A 17,452-nucleotide genomic window follows, 5' to 3' on the forward strand; every position below is an offset into this window, starting at 1 on the left:
GCTACACTTGCTTGGCTATGTCTATGGATGTCACGGTCAGGCAAAACGGGGCGCGGCCTATCTTCTGATTGCCGCTCAGTCGTCCCCAAACGACATAGGAGTTCTTCGGACCCTCAGTCATCTTCTCACGCTTGACGGTGAAGCCGACAAGGCGCTCGATACGATTTCGCGACTGGAAACATTGGACGACACGCGCAATCCCGCACTTTACCTGCTGAAAAGTCGTGCTCTTCTTGCGGCAGGCCGTCAAGAAGAAGCGCGGCAGGCCTTCGACCGTTTTTTGAAATTGCGGGCGGGGCCTGACGAATGATCGACACGATATCTCGTTTTCTCGCCAGGGCGCGCAACACCAGCGATATCGTTATCGCGGTGCTTGTTCTGGTTGCCGTCAGCATGATGGTCATTCCACTACCGACCTGGGCAGTAGACGGACTCATCACGCTTAACATCGCATTCAGCGTACTCATTCTGCTCAGTTCACTTTATGCAACCACGCCCCTCCAGTTTTCTGCCCTGCCCTCCGCAATCCTGATCGCGACCCTCTTTCGACTGGCGATCACCATCACGACGACCCGCCTTATTCTTCTACAGGCAGATGCTGGCGAAATCGTTACGGCGTTCGGAAACTTCGTAGTAGGCGGAAGTATTGCTGTCGGTCTGATCATATTCTTCATCATCACAATTGCGCAATTTGTAGTAATCGCCAAAGGTGCCGAGCGGGTGGCCGAGGTCGCGGCACGTTTTACACTGGATGCTTTGCCGGGCAAGCAGATGAGCATCGACGCGGAATTGCGCAACGGCGACATCAATCAGGCTCAGGCACGTGCGATGCGCCAGACACTGGAACAAGAGAGTCAGTTTTTCGGCGCCATGGATGGTGCCATGAAGTTTGTCAAAGGCGATGTGCTTGCCGGAATGGTTTTCATTTTTGTCAACCTGATCGGTGGTCTCGCCGTTGGGATGCTGCAACACGATTTGGGGTTCGCAGAAGCAGGTGTTACCTATTCGTTGCTTTCAGTCGGTGATGGTCTGGTTTCTCAGATCCCGGCGCTTCTGGTAGCTGTTGCTGCTGGCACAATGGTCACCCGCGTTGCCAGCGCGGAAAACGGTAGCGATCTTGGGAGTCAGATTACCTCACAGCTACTGCGCAATTCGCGAAGCCTGATCATGGCCAGTGCAATCATGTTCGTGCTGGCGATTGTGCCCGGTTTTCCAATGCCGGTGTTTATCATGCTCGGTCTTATTCTCGGTGTGGCCGGTTATGCCATGCGCGGCAATAAGGTGAGCGAGAACAACGATGCGGGCGAAACCGTGCATCTGCAACAGGTGGTGAATGACGAAAATATGCAGCAACAGGATGCTTACGATTCCCCGCTCGCCATTCGCCTTGGGGTAGCATTGGCGGCAGATATACCTGCCGATTTGTTCCAATTGTCGCAAGAAGAAGCGCGCAGCCAGTTCAACAGCGAACTTGGCATCAACGCCCCTCCGGTTCCCCGACTGGTCGATATGAAACTCAAACCTCGTCAGTTGCGCGTCGATCTGGACGATGTACCGGTTCTCGACATGGATATCCCGCCTGATTGTGTTCTCGTCAACGAGGACGCCACGCATCTCGAACTCGCTGGTATTTCCGGCGACGACCTGATGCCGATACAGGGTCAAAAGCGGATGTATCTACTCACTGGCGACCATCAGGCCGCCTTGACCAGAGCCGATATTCCGTTTCGACCTTTGGGAAACATTCCGGTTCCGTTGCTCAACTATGTTTTCCGGATGTATTCCCAGCATTTTATCGGCCTCCAGGAAACCAATCATCTCCTCCTCAATCTCGGCAAAACGTCATCAGACCTTGTTGCACAGGCGCAGGAAATCGTGCCGACGGCAAAAATGCTGGAAGTTTTGCGGATGCTTGTAGCCGAAGGTGTGACGATACGTAATCTTCGCGTCATCCTCGAAGCACTTGTCGAAGCGGGAAATGGGGAAGCACATGCGCTCAACGAAAAAGTCCGCCTGGCTCTGAAAAGACAGATCAGCTACCGAGCGGCAAATGAGGACCATGTTATAGCTGCCGTAATTCTCGAACGTTCCGCCGAACAGGACGTAAGAAGTGCTCTGCGTCATACCAAAACCGGCGCTGTGCTGGATCTGTCCGACGATGCGCTTCGCGGGGTCGCCCAGCAGATCAAACAATTGCACGTGCGTTCGACGGCCGACACCGCACCTGTGGTTATCACGGCCGCAGATATTCGTCCGCATCTGCGCGCCCTGCTCATTCATTACGGCATCGATATGTCGGTGCTCTCTTATCAAGAGCTGGCCTTTGAATTCAACGTGCAGCCGCTGGGAACTGTCACCGGAGCGAGATCGAAAGATGCGGTTCAAGGGAGGCTGACCGAGCGTCTTCAGGATGCCGGTCAATGAAAACACGCATGACAAAATAAGAGTGGGAACGGTGGAACATGAATGAAATCGCATTACGACAGCCGTGCCTTGGATATGTTTTTCTACGGGCATGTTGCCGTATTCTGGCTTTCATTTGCGCCCTGACCTTGCTGCCATGCGGAGCAGCAAATGCGCAGGACGCCTTGCGTCTTACCGGACAGACAGCTATCGATCTGCCTGTCGGACAGGGTCGTATCATACGTTTCAGCGAACCTGTCGAATCGGTTTTCATGGCCGATTCAACCATTGCCGAGTTGCAGGTAGTTGCTGGTGACGTTGTGTATGTCTATGGCGTGAAGCCCGGCGCGACTAATCTTATCGCCATGACCAGAGCCAGAAAGATTCAGGCTGCAACCCAGATCGTTGTCGCCAACAATCCTAGAGCGGCCAACAAGGCCAATCAGGCTGCAGCTCCAACTTCAACCACCAATCTGACTTTTAGCGGCAATCAGCTGATCGTCGATGGTCAGGCCGGTAACATCGATGACGCGCTGGCGACTGAGAACGTTGCCCGCAGTTTTTCCCTCCCCGACCAGCCACCGATCAATAATTCCACCTTGGGCGGCGGGTCGCAACAGGTCAATATTCGCGTCCGATTTGCAGAAGTAGCACGCAGCGAACTGCAGTCTTACGGCATCGACTGGGAATTCGGATATGAATCGAACGGCCTCAAGCTCGGGATATTCGGTAACAACGCAATCCCCGACGGCGGCGGCAATCTGGGAGCTGGCGGTTCAACGTCAGGCGGGTTCAAGTTCGATGTCGTGATCGAAGCACTCAAACGCAATGGCCTTGTTAAAATACTCGCCGAGCCAAATCTGACCGCGGTCAGCGGTCAGCCGGCCAACTTCCTGGCAGGTGGTGAAATTCCTATTCAGGTGCCACAGGGTCAGGGGGTCTATACCGTTGAGTACAAGCCGTTCGGGGTTTCTTTGAACTTCACTCCCACCATCATCGGCAAGAACCGCATTGCCATGCATGTCAAACCGGAAGTCAGCGAAATTTCGGGCATCAATGCAGCTGCTGGCTCTGACGGCTTCAGCTATCCAAGCTTCGTCGTTCGCAGAGTGGATACGACCGTTGAAGTGGGCAGCGGACAGACTTTCGCGCTGGCGGGACTATTTCAACAGAACATGACCCGCAATCTGGAGAAAGTGCCGGTTCTCGGCGACACCCCGATCCTCGGCAGTCTGTTCCGCTCGGAACGGTATCAGAAGCGAGAGACTGAGCTGGTGGTGTTAATCACGCCTTACATCGTCAATCCCGTAAACAGCCGTGAGCTGACCACCCCCATCGATCGACCAGCGCGAAAGAAACAACAGCGCACCAAAAATGCACCGTCGATGGGGCTGATAATCAAATGAGGAACGCGCGGATGACCTTTCACAAAACCGGTCTGGGCATGTTTCTCTCGACCATTCTTCTTTCTGCATGTGCCACGCCGCCGCCAGAGCCAGACCATTCGACTGACTACAGCTACGTTCCCACCGGCCAGAACGACGGTGCCAAAGGCGTTCAAGGTTCCGTTCTGGTCCCCAATGACTGTCTAAAAGCGCCAGCCGATCAGGAACCAACGGCAGCGGGAACCCGGTTTATGAAAGTACCACAGGTCGGGCCCCACTTGCCGCCGGGCTGTGCGAATGCCTTTAATCTTCAGCGCATGGTGGAAAACGAAAGAGACCTGATCGAAGGGCGTCCAATGGGACCGCCGCCTGCCGCACCATCGGTTCGAGCGGCGCGGCGTTATATTTACGGTACGAAGGAAGCTCCCGAACAGCCTCAGGATAAGGAACCACAATCGTTCTAGATCATCCCTCCTGAAACTGAGAACCCAATGATTCACGCAAAACAGGAGTTGCTCCAGGGTCTCTCCGTCTTTGATAGAAGGTCTGGACAGAAGTGATTGATCCATGACTGACCAAGATACCGAAGAGAAACGCTTTCCCGCATCCGCCAAAAAACTGCGGGATGCACGGAAACGGGGTCAGGTGGCCAACAGCCGCGATCTGTTGAGTGCGGTGTCCTTTATTTCCGTATTGGGGTTATTTTATTTCTTTCGAGGCTGGTTCTATGCGCGCTTCATGGAACTGATCGAGATTGTTACCAGGGCCGGCAGTCAACCGTTCGAAATACTGGCCCCCCAGGCGATCTTGGCAGTTTTCTGGCTGTTCCTGATCATGATGGGATTAGCGCTGGCAGTTATGCTGCTGTCTCTCATATCGACGGCTATCATAATGATGAAGGGATTGGCGTTCTCCTTCGAACCGGTGAAGCCCCAGATCAGTCAGTTAAGCCCGGTAGCGGGTTTCAAGCGTCTGGCATCATTGCGCAACCTCATGGAGTTCATCAAAGGAATAGCCAAGGTTATACTCCTTTCCTCGATTTTTCTTGCCATTGGCGCAAGTTGGCTGTCACCACTCTTTCAGGCCCCCGCATGTGCGCCCGGCTGCATTGCCCCCGTTGCATTCAGCGCACTGGTTGCACTTGCATTCACTGGCGCTTTGAGCTTCGTCCTTCTTGGGCTGGCTGATATTCCTGTCCAGCGCTGGCTATTTGGCCGCGACATGAAAATGACGCGCAGCGAATACAAGCGCGAGCACCGCGATATCGAGGGCGATCCGTATATTCGTCGCGAGTTCAACCGTTTACGACAGGAAGCGGTTTCCACTCCGTTTAAAAGCGCAAGAGCCGGTCCGACAATCATCTTTTCGGGTGACCGCAGGCACTGGCCATCCGTTTCGTCAAAGATGAAACCCCCATGCCCCTGATCGCAGGGAAGGCAACAAACGAAGCCGCATTTCAGCTGGAGACAGCTGCTCGCCAGATGCAGATACCCGTGATCAAGGATATCAATCTGGTTGATGTCATGTTTGATCGTTCCACACTCGGCCAGTATGTGCATAGTGATTTCTTTGCGCTGGTTGTGCCTCATCTTGTAGCGCTCAATCACATTTAGTCGTCCCTTCCCGTTCGTCGCTGTCGTAAACAGTATTTTGGGAAAGCCGAACAGTTACCGCGACAATCCAAGTGGATTTTGCTGACTGGCTCTACCAGATTACCATCCCCCTCTTGAAGCATGGAGAAGCAGCTGTCGGCGCCCTGCCCCTTGCAGAGCAGGAAGCAAACGGCCTGAAAACTACAATCTGGGAGACGTTGGATGCGAATATTTGATATTATTCGGAAATTTCCACCACCGCCACCACCGCCTCCCGCACCGCCTTCTCCCCCGGTACAACGACAACCGTACGTAACACCGGTCTCCACCACGCACACTACTGAGACACCTACCGAGATTGCCGATGAGATTCACGCTGATCTCGGTCAGGGAAAAAGCATCGACACAATTGCCGAAGAACGGGGAATGACACGTGAAGCGGTAATGAGCGCGCTCGGCGGAGAAACTGCTCCTGAAATCGTGGTCACGGAAAGCGAGAATGGCGATACACGTGTCACCACCATTACCGACGATCAGGGTCGCAGCGTTACCGAGAATATCGATTATCAGCATGGCACCCATTATACTGTGACCACCACGGCTGATGGTGAAACAGAGACGTCTCCGATCCGAACGGAAAGCGAAAAGAAGCAGGAAATCCATTACGATTCCGAGACCGGAGTGACAACCACGACGGAAACAGACGATCTCGGCGATGGGGAAACACGAACTGAAACCAGTTATGAGAACGGGACGAGGGTTGAAACGACTGTCAACCCGGACGGAACAACACAAACCTTCGTCACGGGCCCGGACGGCGAAAGGGTTGAATTGGACCCAACGCAGTCAGCTCCTGGCCTCCCCGGCGACAACGGCACGGCAGAGACAGGCAATCAAAACGTCACTGATACAAAATCTGCTTTCGAGAACGGCAAGACTATCGAGGAGATCGCGCAGGAACGTGGCTTGTCCGCGGACCAGGTGCGTGCTGAACTGCAAGCCGCTGGTATCGATATCGAGGAGACGACCAACGGGACTACCACCACGGTAACTCTGACCGACAGCAAAACCGGCGATGAAACAATCTACACCGAGGAGGTTCACGACAATAGCCTCCCCGAAGGTGTGCAGGGACCAGTTGCTCCCTCCTATACGGTGATGACGGTTGAAACCAGGGACGGTGAGACTGACGCGACAACCAAAACCGTAACCAATTCCCAGACCAACACTACTACCCGGACCGAGACGGATGCGAACGGACGGGTAACTGAGACAACCACCCAGACCAGCTCCGATGGTACGGAAAGCACCACAACGAAGGTGACGGCCAATGGCTACACCATGACCACGGCCCCGGATGGTAAAATCACACTCAAGAACAATGAAACCGGCGACACAATCGAGGTGGAAAAGAACAGCCAGGAGGCCGCGCTAGCGCAATCTCTGGTAGACGCCAATCCCAACAGCAAGGAGGGCGAGGTCACCACCGCGTTTGCTGAAAGCCAGTTGGCGCCGAAGTTTCTGGAAATCCAGGAACAGGACGCAACTGACGCTACTGAAGCGAAGAACGACGCCATCGATGAGCACGGCATCGTCAATCCAAGCGACCCGAACGGCCCGAAACTGCCTGGCATCGCGGCGATACCAACCGAGCGGGACGGCGCGCAAGATCCCATCGGCGATCCGCCTAGATACGGTATACCACCCGGCGAACAATGGGTGCCGGCCAATATTAACGGTCAATGGACATGGGTTCATCCCGATGTCTACGCCGCTATCCAGAACGAAAATATCGCCCTTTCCCAAGTGACAGAGACCAACGCGATGATCGGTAGCGACTATGCCGATCTCAATCGCTATCTGCTAGATCCAGATTACCAGCAAGCCGTCGAGGCGGCAAAAAACGGCATCAATGAGAAGCTTGAGCCTCTCGGCTTGCAGTGGAACCCTAACAAGCCGGATGGCACGCTGGAGGATGCCAAGCAACTGCAAACCGATGCCAATAATGCCTACATCAAGGCTGGCGAAGCACGGGCAGCTTATGAGGAGGGCAAGGCGCTTTTCGACGAGGCGCTCGAGAAGCGGGTCAACATGCCCTATTATCCCGGTCGCAACGACACGGTGGTCACCGCTGCCGACAGCGGCTACAATTTCCAGGAGGAAGTCGCCAAGGGCGAGGCCGCCTGGGGCGAGATCAACGACCTGATGGCGCAGGTAGACGTCCAGAACAAGACCGGTGATCAGGCTCTCGCCGACATGATTGCTCTTACCGCAGGCTCCGACACCCCACCACCGGGCACGCTGGGCGAAAACCAGCAACCCGTCGAGATCAAGATCGGCGATCAGACCATCAAGGTCACGCCGGAGGTAGCGGCGGCCTTCAACAACGAGGGCGGCAACCACGACAAGGTGGGCATCGAAGCGCTTACCGCAAGCGATATCCCCATGGCGGTACCCGTCGAGATCAAGCAGGCCGATGGCACCGTCAAGACCGAGTGGCGCTGGGTTGATCCGCAGATTGCACTGTTCAAGACCCAGACCGACGGTGCGCTTCAGTTTAGCGAGGCATATTCCAATTATTATACGCAGAAGAGTGCCGCAGCCGACTATCAGCTTCTCGAAAACCAGACGATCGCGCAGCAAAGGGAACTGGCTCCGCATCAATTCAACCCGGATGGGTTCACCGATGCCGGTGGAAAATTCAGCGGCGAGTTCGAAAGCGCCGAGGTGATTCAGAAACAGGACGGACAGTTCGTCCTGAAAATCACCTACGAAAATAAAACGCTGGAGATCGACGTCACTGCCGATCCCGACGATACGAGCGCCAGTGACGCCGCCCGCAATGGCCCCCTCGCCCAGCAATGGCGGGAGCTTGCGGGTAATACGGGCTCGAACGACACGCAATGCTTCGCCAATCCTAACCCGCTCGTCGGATATGAACAGGCCAAGCACGAGATCGGCCTTCTGCAAAAAGGCAATATCGAAACCAGTATCACCGACCTCGACAAACACATTCAGGGAATAGAGACCGAGCTTCAGGAGGCAGCCGGGGAAAATGGTGCGGTAACAACCGAGCCGCCGCCCGGAACCATTCCAGACGGTCAGCAGCCGGTAACAGTCGAACTCGACTCTGGCCAGCAGGTCAAGGTGGCCCCGGAACTCGCCCAGCAACTTGAAGGCCTGTCCGGTGCCGAGCAGCTTGCGGCGCTCACCAATAGCAGCAAACCAGTGTGGATCGAGATCAGTCTGAACGAAGGCGAACCCAAGCAGGGACGCTGGGTCGCGCCGCACATCGCCGATTTGCAAATTCGGCTGGACACACTGAATGACCAGCGTAGCCAGTTGCAAACCGTCGAACGGCTAATCGATGGCAATATAGCCCTTGCCGAACGCAATATGAAGGAACCGGAGCTTCTGGGAACAAGGGGTTCCGATCGTGAATATCTGGATCGCCATGAGCAGGAAACGCTCGACGGTGTTTATCAAAACAAGTTCCAGGACCTGTTGAATAACGGTTTTGGTGAAGAGTTTTCCGGCTCCGATCTCGACGAATATGTCGGGAATTACGTTGGCGATCGGTCGGATGCGGCCGGGACGCGCGCAACGATTGCCGAAGAGATACGCAATGTCGGTGGCGACAATCCAAAAGTCAAAGCAGTGCCGGTCTTCTACGTACCGGAAAACGGCGAAACCAGCCAAACAACCTTGTTCGCCGTTCAAAACGGCAGCAACACGAAATATGTCGATGCCAACGGCCAAAGCTTCGACAGCCTGAAGGATTTTCAGGACAACAACCGGATGTTCGCCGACAGCGGCAAGCTAATTATTCCGGAAAATCTGGATATGCAAAAAGGTCAGGACGGCAAGATCGCCCTTGATGTCGTCGATGCGAATATCATGTCGACTGGAGACAAGATCTTACAGGGCGTCGATATTGGTGTCGGCATTCTCGGCGCCATTGCGACCGTAGGTTCCTTCATTCCCGGAGTGAATGTAGTCGCAGCGCCGGTGATGTTGGCGAGTGGCGCGTATCTGGGGACGCGTGCGGGCTTCGATCAAGCCGATTATATCAACCATGGTGGCGAGTGGGGCGACAAGCAGTCGCTGATGAATCTCGCCAGCATCGGCACCGCCGTCCTGCCCGTTGCTGGCAGTAGCATGCGCACGTTAGGCATGACCCTACGCACGGACATGTCACTTGGACGTTCGGCGCAAGCCAACTTCGGCATGATGAACATGCGTAACGCCACGTTATCGTTCCGGGGCAAGACCTGGACCATCAACGCCTCCCCTTATGCCACCACCGCCCAGTCCTATATGGGTGGCGCCGCTGGCTTGAATCGGGTTGCATATGCTCTTGATGGAAGTGCGATGGCTCTTGGCGTTCCGATGATCGCGGTCACAACGCACGATATTATGCGATACGGTGACCAGATGTCCGGGTTCGAACTCGCCAATGCCATCGCCGGGCTGGGAAGTGGCGTCATTGGTACCGGGTTTGGTGTTCAGGCCATCAGGAACTACCGGCCTGGCAGCTTCAATCACAGCAACGACGGCACGTCAGATGCGGGCTCCGCAAACAATACACCGGTCAAGCCGGAAACTGCTGTTGTACCCGGTCGCGGCGACAAAAACGCGCCCGAGACGGCCGCTACCGTGACCAACGCCGCGCTACTGCCACAGTCCGCCGGAACAACGCCATTCAGGACGCGGCAGACAATCCAGTTGATCGATGAAACCGGACACCCGGTTGAAGCGACAGTTCTTGGGAACACTGGGCGTCCTCTCACGAATGACGACATCGGTAATATCTATGTGCCACCCAAAGGTGGCAGGCAGTTACGAGGTGATGAACCACAGTTCGCGAACACTAGCCATATCGTAGTTTGGGATGGCAATGAGGCCTTCGTTTTGCCATGGGTGCGAGGTGCCGCGCCAAATCACCAATCACTCCCAAACAGCGGACCAAGCCGCGCGCAATTGCGAGCCACCGAGCCCGGCGAGATCAATATCCAGCAGCTGGAACCCCGGCATGTGCCGTGGTTGAAGCGCGATCAGGTGGCCGGGTTAACATCCAAACAATGGACAGAACTCCAACAGGCCGGCCTGCAACCTTATCTGACGCGTGGCCAGTTGCGAGCGGTGCCCGAAACCAGTGTCAGGCACATCGATGCCGGAATATTGACCCAAGGGCAAGTAGAAGGCCTCAAGGCGAACCAGACGGCGGTGTTTACCATCAAGCAGTGGCAGGCGTTCAACCAGGCGGGATCGCAGGCGCATTTGAACAAGGCGCAGTTGGGATCAATTCCGGGCAATCGGTTTGGCCTGCTCGACGTTGGGGGGCTCACTGACAGGCAAGTCCCCTGGTTGTCGGCAAAAACCCAACTGCCGAACATGACCAACACCCAGTGGAAAGCCTTCAACCGGGCCGGTTTGCCGGAACATTTGACCGAAACCCAATTCCGGGCGGTTCCCGAAAACCGGATCGGGGGTCTGAACGTTTCAGCCCTGAAACCGAGCCAAATCCCTTGGTTCACCCAAAAGCAATGGGAGGCCTTCAACCGGGCCGGTTTGCAGAAGAACCTCAATGAGGCCCAGACAGGCGCTATCCCGGTCAACCGTATGAGTTCGCTGAACGTCTCCGGGCTCGAGGCAAAGCATATGGGATGGCTGAGCGGCGATCAGTTGGGCGCTCTGGGCAAGCGCCATGTGCAGACGCTGTCGGGCGAGCAAATTCGAGCCATCCCGGAAGATTTAGTCGGAGAAATCACGCCGAACTTCAAGAACGAGCAATTCCACGAGTTGACACTTGCCCAGATGGAGGGCGTCACCAGCGTCCAGAAGACCAACATGGGCGAATACAAGAGCTCGCTGCTTGACGATCTCATCACAGCGCGCAAATTGACCGGCGACGATATCGCCAGCATGTCGGCGCCAAGTTGGCGCAACTTCACCAAGCCACAGTGGCGCGAGCTGACCGGCGATCAGTTACGGGCCATCCCGGACAAGCGAATCAAGCTTATCGACCTCAATGCGCTCAGGTCGGAACAGCTGGCCGAGTTTACACCTGCGCAGGCGAGCAAGTTCACCCCATCGCAAATGAGAAGTCTGAACAAGGAGCAGCTGGCGGCCTTCACCTCGTCACAAAATGCCGCCTTCAGACCAGTGCAGACGGCGCTTATCACTCCTGACCGACAGACCTCGTTCGACGGTTTCAAGCCGGCTTCCATGCTCACTCGGGCGGTGGCGAATATGCGCGGCATAGAGGGCCTCGGCGATTACACCGTAACGGCAGCTGCCAGCGGAGCGATGACGGCGGTCTGGCCGGTTTTGCCGCCGACAGTTCAAGCCGGAATAGTCATCGGAAGCTATGGCGCGCGCAGTATAACGCAGTTGGCGGTGATAGCGCCAAAGTCGTGGCGTCCGTGGATGGAAGCCAGCCATCCGATCGGCCGCACGATGCGGGCGGTTACCGCTCTTAGCTACGCGCCAAGCCAGGCATACGGTTTCTGGGGGATTGGCGGTGCGCCTGTCAGCTCTGGTCCATTCCTGTTCGGTAATGGTCTCTACCAGGCCAAGAACTTTCGCGAAGCGCGCACCGGAACGTCCGCTTTCCCATGGGCGGATAAGTATGCTCTCGCCGCTTACGGTGTCGGCAGCCCCATAGGTATAGGCGAAGTCATGATGGGGAACTCTTCCCCCTACAGGCTCCTCGATATTGGTATCAACAGTGGTTTTGCTTTCGGTTCAAGCTGGTTATGGATGAAGCAGAATCCAAAGATAAAATGGGGAACGCATACCGACCCGAGCCTGAAAAATGGGTGGGGAGCGGACATGACAACTACCGATCGCTGGATATATGCCATCACATTCGGCGGCGGCCTGGCCGCATTGAGTGGCAAAGCCATAGCAAAGGCATTGAGCAACGGCTCCCAGGAGCAGGACCCACCTATTCACGGTCCCGACGAACCGGCAACGCCGGAGCAAAAGCCCGAGAAACCTGAACCGAAACCGGAGCAGCCACCGCAACTGGTGGTCATCGCGCCAGACGGGCTGAATGTCAGGGAAACGCCAGGCATGGACGGAGAGCAACTCGGTACGCTGCGGCCCGGCTCGCTCATCGACGAGACTGGCGAGCGCAAGAGCGACGACGCAGGCCACGAATGGGTGGAGATAAATGGCTTCGGGACCGATGGCCAGCAGAAAACCGGTTGGGTAAGCGCCGAGTATATCGACGCCCATCCGGCTGGCGATCAAGACAGCCAGGGTCGTTTTAATCCCGAACTCGACAGCCAGGGCTATGCCGTGGTCGTCGTGGATGCCAACGACAATATTGTGCTGATTGCCAAAACCAACAATCGAGATGTTGCGGAAACGGTAGCGCTCAATCTCGGCCACATCAACGATCCAAGCTTAATCTTCAAGGGTGACCGTATCTACTTGCCGCTGCAAGCGGTGGGATAGAGCCCTTCCAGGGGTTCTGTCGCGCGAGCTGATACCGGAGCAATGGGAAAGCAATCCTGCATTGCCACAGGCGAAGCGTGAAATCCGTGAACTTGCAAATGAGCTTCAGGCCCGGTTCGGTTCCGTTGAAAAGGGCACACAGGATAATGACCGCATTCAGCGTCTCGAACAGGTGATAGAGCCCTCGCAGTTAAGCGAGCTGAAGCGTGACATAGAGACGATTAAGGCGGTGGATCAGAAAGCAACGTTCCATAGTCGAGCCATTTCAATCGGGCATGGTCGCAGTCAGGATTTCGGTATTGGATAGTCTGGCCGGGCAGGCACAAATGAAACAGTGGGTCAATCCGCACCACAAATTAATAAGCAGCGTTCCTTGTGAGGGGGAGCTCCTGCCACGTCAAAATGGCAAGAGCGTCGCAGTCCCAACATTTATCTCGATGCGGGCCGCCAACGCCATCGACGGCGGTCAGAGTTTTTAGCTAAATCCGTTTTCCGGAGTTGCCGTCGAACAAATGCATCCGACTCTGATCACCGGCAACGTGCACAATCGCTCCCACTTCCAGTTCACTGTCCCGTGGAAACTCGACCGTTAACATCTTCGGCTGACCTATTTCTAAATAGCCAAACATTTGACTACCTAGTCGCTCCACGACCGCCAATTCACCCGTAAACCAAGCTTCATCTGGAAGGCACAGCTTTAAATCTTCCGGACGAAGCCCCAGGGTGACACGGTCAGGATACGAAAACGTTGTTCCACCTGCACCAAGCATGATGGTTTTTGTATCATATTTGAATACAAAGCCTTCATCACTCTGCTCTCTCAACACACCATGAATAGCGTTCATCGTTGGGCTGCCGATAAATTGCGCAACAAAGAGACTGGCGGGGTTACGATAAATATCAAGCGGCTTTCCGATCTGCTCGACATTTCCGCGGTTCATAACCACAATCCGGTCGGCCAACGTCATCGCCTCGACTTGATCATGCGTCACATAAACTGTCGTTGCCTTGATCCTTCTGTGTAGCTTTGCAATTTCCAACCGCATTTCCACACGCAAAGCCGCATCAAGATTCGATAGGGGTTCATCGAACAGAAAAGCATTTGGTTGCCTGACAATAGCACGTCCCATGGCGACACGCTGGCGCTGACCACCAGACAGTTGTGCTGGACGTCGCGTAAGGAACTCCCCAATTTTCAGGGTTTCCGCCACAGCATTAATACGAGATGACAATTCATTGTCGTTAGCGCCGCGCATCTTGAGTCCAAATGCCATGTTCTCTTCGACGCTCATATGGGGATAGAGCGCATAATCCTGGAAAACCATCGCAATGTTGCGTTCCGCTGGCGAAAGCTCATTAACCACGTCATCGCCGAATTTCAGCTCACCACCCGATATTTCTTCGAGACCGGCGATCATTCTGAGCAAAGTTGATTTACCGCATCCGGAGGGGCCGACCAAAACAACAAACTCACCGCTTTCGATCTGAACATCCAGATCCTGAATCACCTTATGAGTTCCGTAGGATTTCTGAATGCGCTTCAATGCGATGGCAATCATGCTCTCTCCTCCCAGAGTTTCCGCTTGACGTCATTTATTAATATTATTATCAATAATGATAATTGGAAAAAACGCAAGAAGGCCGAGTAACAGCGTGGCTTATTTTTCAGCGAAACTCGTTCAGAGCCGGCCACCGAAAGCCGCCGTAGTGTTTGAAGCTCTCAAGCAAGATATCATGCTTGGGACTTTGCCGGCCGGAGCCAATCTTACCGAATTGGAAATCGCGGCACATTTTCAGTGCAGCCAAGGTCCTGTTCGAGAAGCCCTCCTCCAGTTGCAGGAAGAAGGTCTCGTTCTGCGGCAAGGGCATCGCGGCACGCAGGTTTCCCTTTGTACACCCGACGAAGCCGTAGAAATGTTCCGGCTGCGAAATTCTATAGAATGCAACGGCATTTTGCGCGTCTTGGCACGACAGTCAAAGCAACTGGCCAGCGATCTTCGGATCATGCTGGACGCGATGTTGAAAGCTGCCGATGAGGGTGACGAATACCGCCTTGCGGCAATTGACCGTGACTTCCATCGACGCATATTCGAGGAGGCGGACCTTCCGGCTCTCAATCCCATTCTCCACCGCTGCCTGGTGCACAATCACCGTTTCAAGATTTCCCAGAGCCGAAGTGAGCGCGACCTGCGTGGAACGGCATTGCGTCATTGTTCCATCATAGATGCCATCGAAGCGGGCGACGCTGCCGCAGCTCAATCGGCCATGGGGCACCACATTGCAACGATTGTCGAATTTGGCCCGGCAGTTTTCCCAGATGAGGCGTGCCCATGACAGCCCCTACTCTCAATCGTGAACTCCAACCGGAAATGCAGGAACTGCTCGTAAAGCTGGCGGTTGAATTGTCTGCGACTCCAGATCCAATGACGCTGCCTCCTGCTGAAGGCCGTGCGCAAACAGAAAAGAACAATAAGCGCTGGAACGTCAATCTTCCCAGAATGCAAGATGTGAGGTCGATCAGTGTCGCTGCCGACCCGTCTGTTGGCTCGAAGGAGACGCCGCTTCTGGTCTTCGAACCGGAGACCAAGCAGCCCGGGACCATTCTATTTATTCATGGCGGTGGCTTTGCTTTTTGCAGTCCGAGCACCCACGAACGCTTTGCGCGGGTTCTTGCAGTGAAGACGCGAATGACTGTGGCTTTGCCCGATTACAGGCTGGCTCCTGAGAACCCTTTCCCTGCCGGTCTTCACGATGTCATCGGTACATTGCGTGCATTGCTCGACGGCCAGATCTACGGATTAAGTGGGCCTATTTACATCGCAGGGGATTCAGCGGGGGCGAACCTTTCACTTGCGGCGATGCTAAGCGAGGCGGAAAACAACAGGTCGCTTCCTCAAGGTGCTCTGCTTTTCTACGGCAATTATGCCATGGATTTCGAAACACCGTCCTATCAGGTTTTCACGAACGGTCCCGGCCTGACAACAGATAAAATGAAGCGTTACTGGGGTTGGTACGCGGCTTCAAATGACATCGCATCTCATCCACTTGCCTGTCCCTTGCAGGCCGATGACGCAGCGCTTGAACGTCTTCCGCCGCTATATCTTACAGCCGCCGGTATAGATCCCCTCTATTCCGATACAATCTTGTTGCACGAGCGGCTTCACAAGATCGGTCGTAAAGACGAATTCACAGTTACCCAAGGGGTCGTGCACGGCTTCTTGCAATACACAAATGAACTCGCGGCAGCCGAAGAAGCGTTGGAGGACGCGGCTCAGGCATTGAGCCGCATGGCCTGATCGGGAGAGGCCACAACATTAAATGGGAGGAATAACATGATGAAATCTCTAATGCTCAGTGCGGCATTAACCGCTGCATTGACTGTATCGGCGCAAGCCGCTGAAACCGTTCGTTTTTGGTATCATTTCGACAATCCAGAAAATCCGATGTCGCAACTGATCGCCAAGTTCGAAAAAGCCAATCCCGACATCAAAATCGAAGCTGAGAACATTCCCTGGAATAGCTATTACGACAATCTCTATACTTCGATTGTCGGCGGAAGTGCACCGGACGCTGCTATGGTCAAGCTGTTCGCACAGCCTCGGCTAACCGAGATGGGCGCGCTCGAACCACTGGGGGAGCACATCGATGGCTGGGTGGGAAAGAGCGATCTGCTCGACAACCTTCTTGAGCTGAACAAAGCCGCGGATGGCACTCAGTATTACCTGCCTATTCAGTATGTTGTCCTCTATCTCTACTATCGCGCCGACCTCTTCAAGGAAGCGGGGCTGGAACCGCCCAAAACCTGTGACGATTTCCGCAATGCAGCAATCAAACTAACCGACGCTCCCAACCGTTATGGGTTTGGTCTGCGTGGCGGCAAGGGTGGTTGGGACCAATGGGGTGCCTTCGTGTTTTCACAAGGCGCTGAACTGAAGTCTGGAGGGCTGACCACGCCTTCCGCAATATCCGCCAATCAGTGGATGATTGATCTATTCCAGAAGGATAAGGTCATTCCTCCGTCCGCGCCGAACGATGGTTTCCAGGAAATCATTGCTGCTTTCAAGAGCGGTAAAACTGCGATGACCATTCATCACATAGGCTCTTCAAAGGATCTCGTCGCCGCCCTTGGAGACAAGGTGTCCGCTGTACCGGTGCCTGAATGCGCAAATAATCGCTGGACTTCCTATGGCGATGAATCTCTCGCCATCTTCTCATCCTCGACGGTGAAGGACGCCGCATGGAAATGGATTTCCTTTCTTGCAGAAGGTGAGAACAACGTCTCTTTCAACAGTGCGACCGGCCAGATGACTGTAACAAAAAGCGGTTCCAAAGACTGGAAGCTTCATGAGCGTCGGTTCGTCGATGCCACTGTTACTTCGCTGCCCTTCGCTCATGTTTTGCCGCAGAATGAAGGCACATCGGAATTCGTTAATACGGCGTGGCAGACCGCAATGCAGCGGGCACTAACTGGCCAAATCACTTCCGAGCAAATGATGCAGGAACTAGACAAGCTTTTCTAGAACGAGACTCCGACTGGTGGCAATGCTCGTTGGGGAGCGTTGCCACACCATCTCATCAAAAGTCTTTTCGCAAGTCACTCATGATCGT

12 protein-coding genes are annotated in these 17,452 nt (G+C 54.9%); 11 read left to right on the forward strand and 1 reads right to left on the reverse strand.

What is annotated here, in order from left to right:
• The first annotated feature begins 7 nt into the window (after positions 1 to 7).
• The 8 genes from FHW03_RS15370 (at position 8) to FHW03_RS15405 (ending at position 13,151) form a co-directional block, all read left to right on the forward strand.
• Positions 8 to 310: a tetratricopeptide repeat protein gene (locus FHW03_RS15370; RefSeq protein WP_377514952.1), complete on the forward strand. Its 303-nt coding sequence runs from the start codon at positions 8 to 10 to the stop codon at positions 308 to 310.
• Positions 307 to 2,424, forward strand: coding sequence for a type III secretion system export apparatus subunit SctV (gene sctV, locus FHW03_RS15375; RefSeq protein WP_182521424.1), 2,118 nt, complete (start codon positions 307 to 309; stop codon positions 2,422 to 2,424). The genes FHW03_RS15370 and sctV overlap by 4 nt, the downstream gene beginning before the upstream one ends.
• Positions 2,425 to 2,462: 38 nt before the next feature.
• Positions 2,463 to 3,809, forward strand: coding sequence for a type II and III secretion system protein family protein (locus FHW03_RS15380; RefSeq protein WP_182521425.1), 1,347 nt, complete (start codon positions 2,463 to 2,465; stop codon positions 3,807 to 3,809).
• Between the two features lie 11 nt (positions 3,810 to 3,820).
• Positions 3,821 to 4,252, forward strand: a complete 432-nt coding sequence (locus tag FHW03_RS15385) for a hypothetical protein (protein ID WP_151607270.1) — start codon at positions 3,821 to 3,823, stop codon at positions 4,250 to 4,252.
• Positions 4,253 to 4,355: 103 nt separating this feature from the next.
• Positions 4,356 to 5,213: an EscU/YscU/HrcU family type III secretion system export apparatus switch protein gene (locus FHW03_RS15390; protein ID WP_182521426.1), complete on the forward strand. Its 858-nt coding sequence runs from the start codon at positions 4,356 to 4,358 to the stop codon at positions 5,211 to 5,213.
• A complete protein-coding gene (locus FHW03_RS15395) occupies positions 5,204 to 5,401 on the forward strand; it encodes an EscU/YscU/HrcU family type III secretion system export apparatus switch protein (protein WP_182521427.1) in 198 nt (65 codons plus the stop codon). The genes FHW03_RS15390 and FHW03_RS15395 overlap by 10 nt, the downstream gene beginning before the upstream one ends.
• Before the next feature lie 405 nt (positions 5,402 to 5,806).
• Positions 5,807 to 12,844, forward strand: a complete 7,038-nt coding sequence (locus tag FHW03_RS15400; protein ID WP_182521428.1) for a DUF4781 domain-containing protein — start codon at positions 5,807 to 5,809, stop codon at positions 12,842 to 12,844.
• 61 nt (positions 12,845 to 12,905) lie between these two features.
• Positions 12,906 to 13,151, forward strand: a complete 246-nt coding sequence (locus FHW03_RS15405; protein WP_182521429.1) for a hypothetical protein — start codon at positions 12,906 to 12,908, stop codon at positions 13,149 to 13,151.
• A 172-nt stretch (positions 13,152 to 13,323) separates the two neighbouring features.
• On the opposite strand, the gene FHW03_RS15410 is transcribed toward FHW03_RS15405, so the two are convergent.
• The gene (locus FHW03_RS15410) at positions 13,324 to 14,403 is read right to left on the reverse strand and encodes a sn-glycerol-3-phosphate ABC transporter ATP-binding protein UgpC (RefSeq protein WP_182521430.1); all 1,080 of its coding nucleotides are present in this window, start codon (positions 14,401 to 14,403) and stop codon (positions 13,324 to 13,326) included.
• 94 nt (positions 14,404 to 14,497) lie between these two features.
• Here FHW03_RS15410 and FHW03_RS15415 point away from each other — a divergent pair, with 94 nt between their 5' ends.
• From FHW03_RS15415 to FHW03_RS15425, 3 genes are read left to right on the forward strand one after another with little or no spacing between them, the layout of a single operon-like run.
• A complete protein-coding gene (locus FHW03_RS15415) occupies positions 14,498 to 15,178 on the forward strand; it encodes a GntR family transcriptional regulator (protein ID WP_377514956.1) in 681 nt (226 codons plus the stop codon).
• On the forward strand, positions 15,175 to 16,140 hold the full coding sequence (locus FHW03_RS15420) for an alpha/beta hydrolase (RefSeq protein ID WP_182521432.1): 966 nt from the start codon (positions 15,175 to 15,177) through the stop codon (positions 16,138 to 16,140). The genes FHW03_RS15415 and FHW03_RS15420 overlap by 4 nt, the downstream gene beginning before the upstream one ends.
• A 36-nt stretch (positions 16,141 to 16,176) precedes the next feature.
• Positions 16,177 to 17,364, forward strand: coding sequence for a sugar ABC transporter substrate-binding protein (locus tag FHW03_RS15425; RefSeq protein ID WP_210277292.1), 1,188 nt, complete (start codon positions 16,177 to 16,179; stop codon positions 17,362 to 17,364).
• Positions 17,365 to 17,452: the final 88 nt, after the last annotated feature.

This window comes from Ochrobactrum sp. RH2CCR150 (genome assembly GCA_014138095.1).
GTDB lineage: Bacteria > Pseudomonadota > Alphaproteobacteria > Rhizobiales > Rhizobiaceae > Brucella > Brucella gambitense.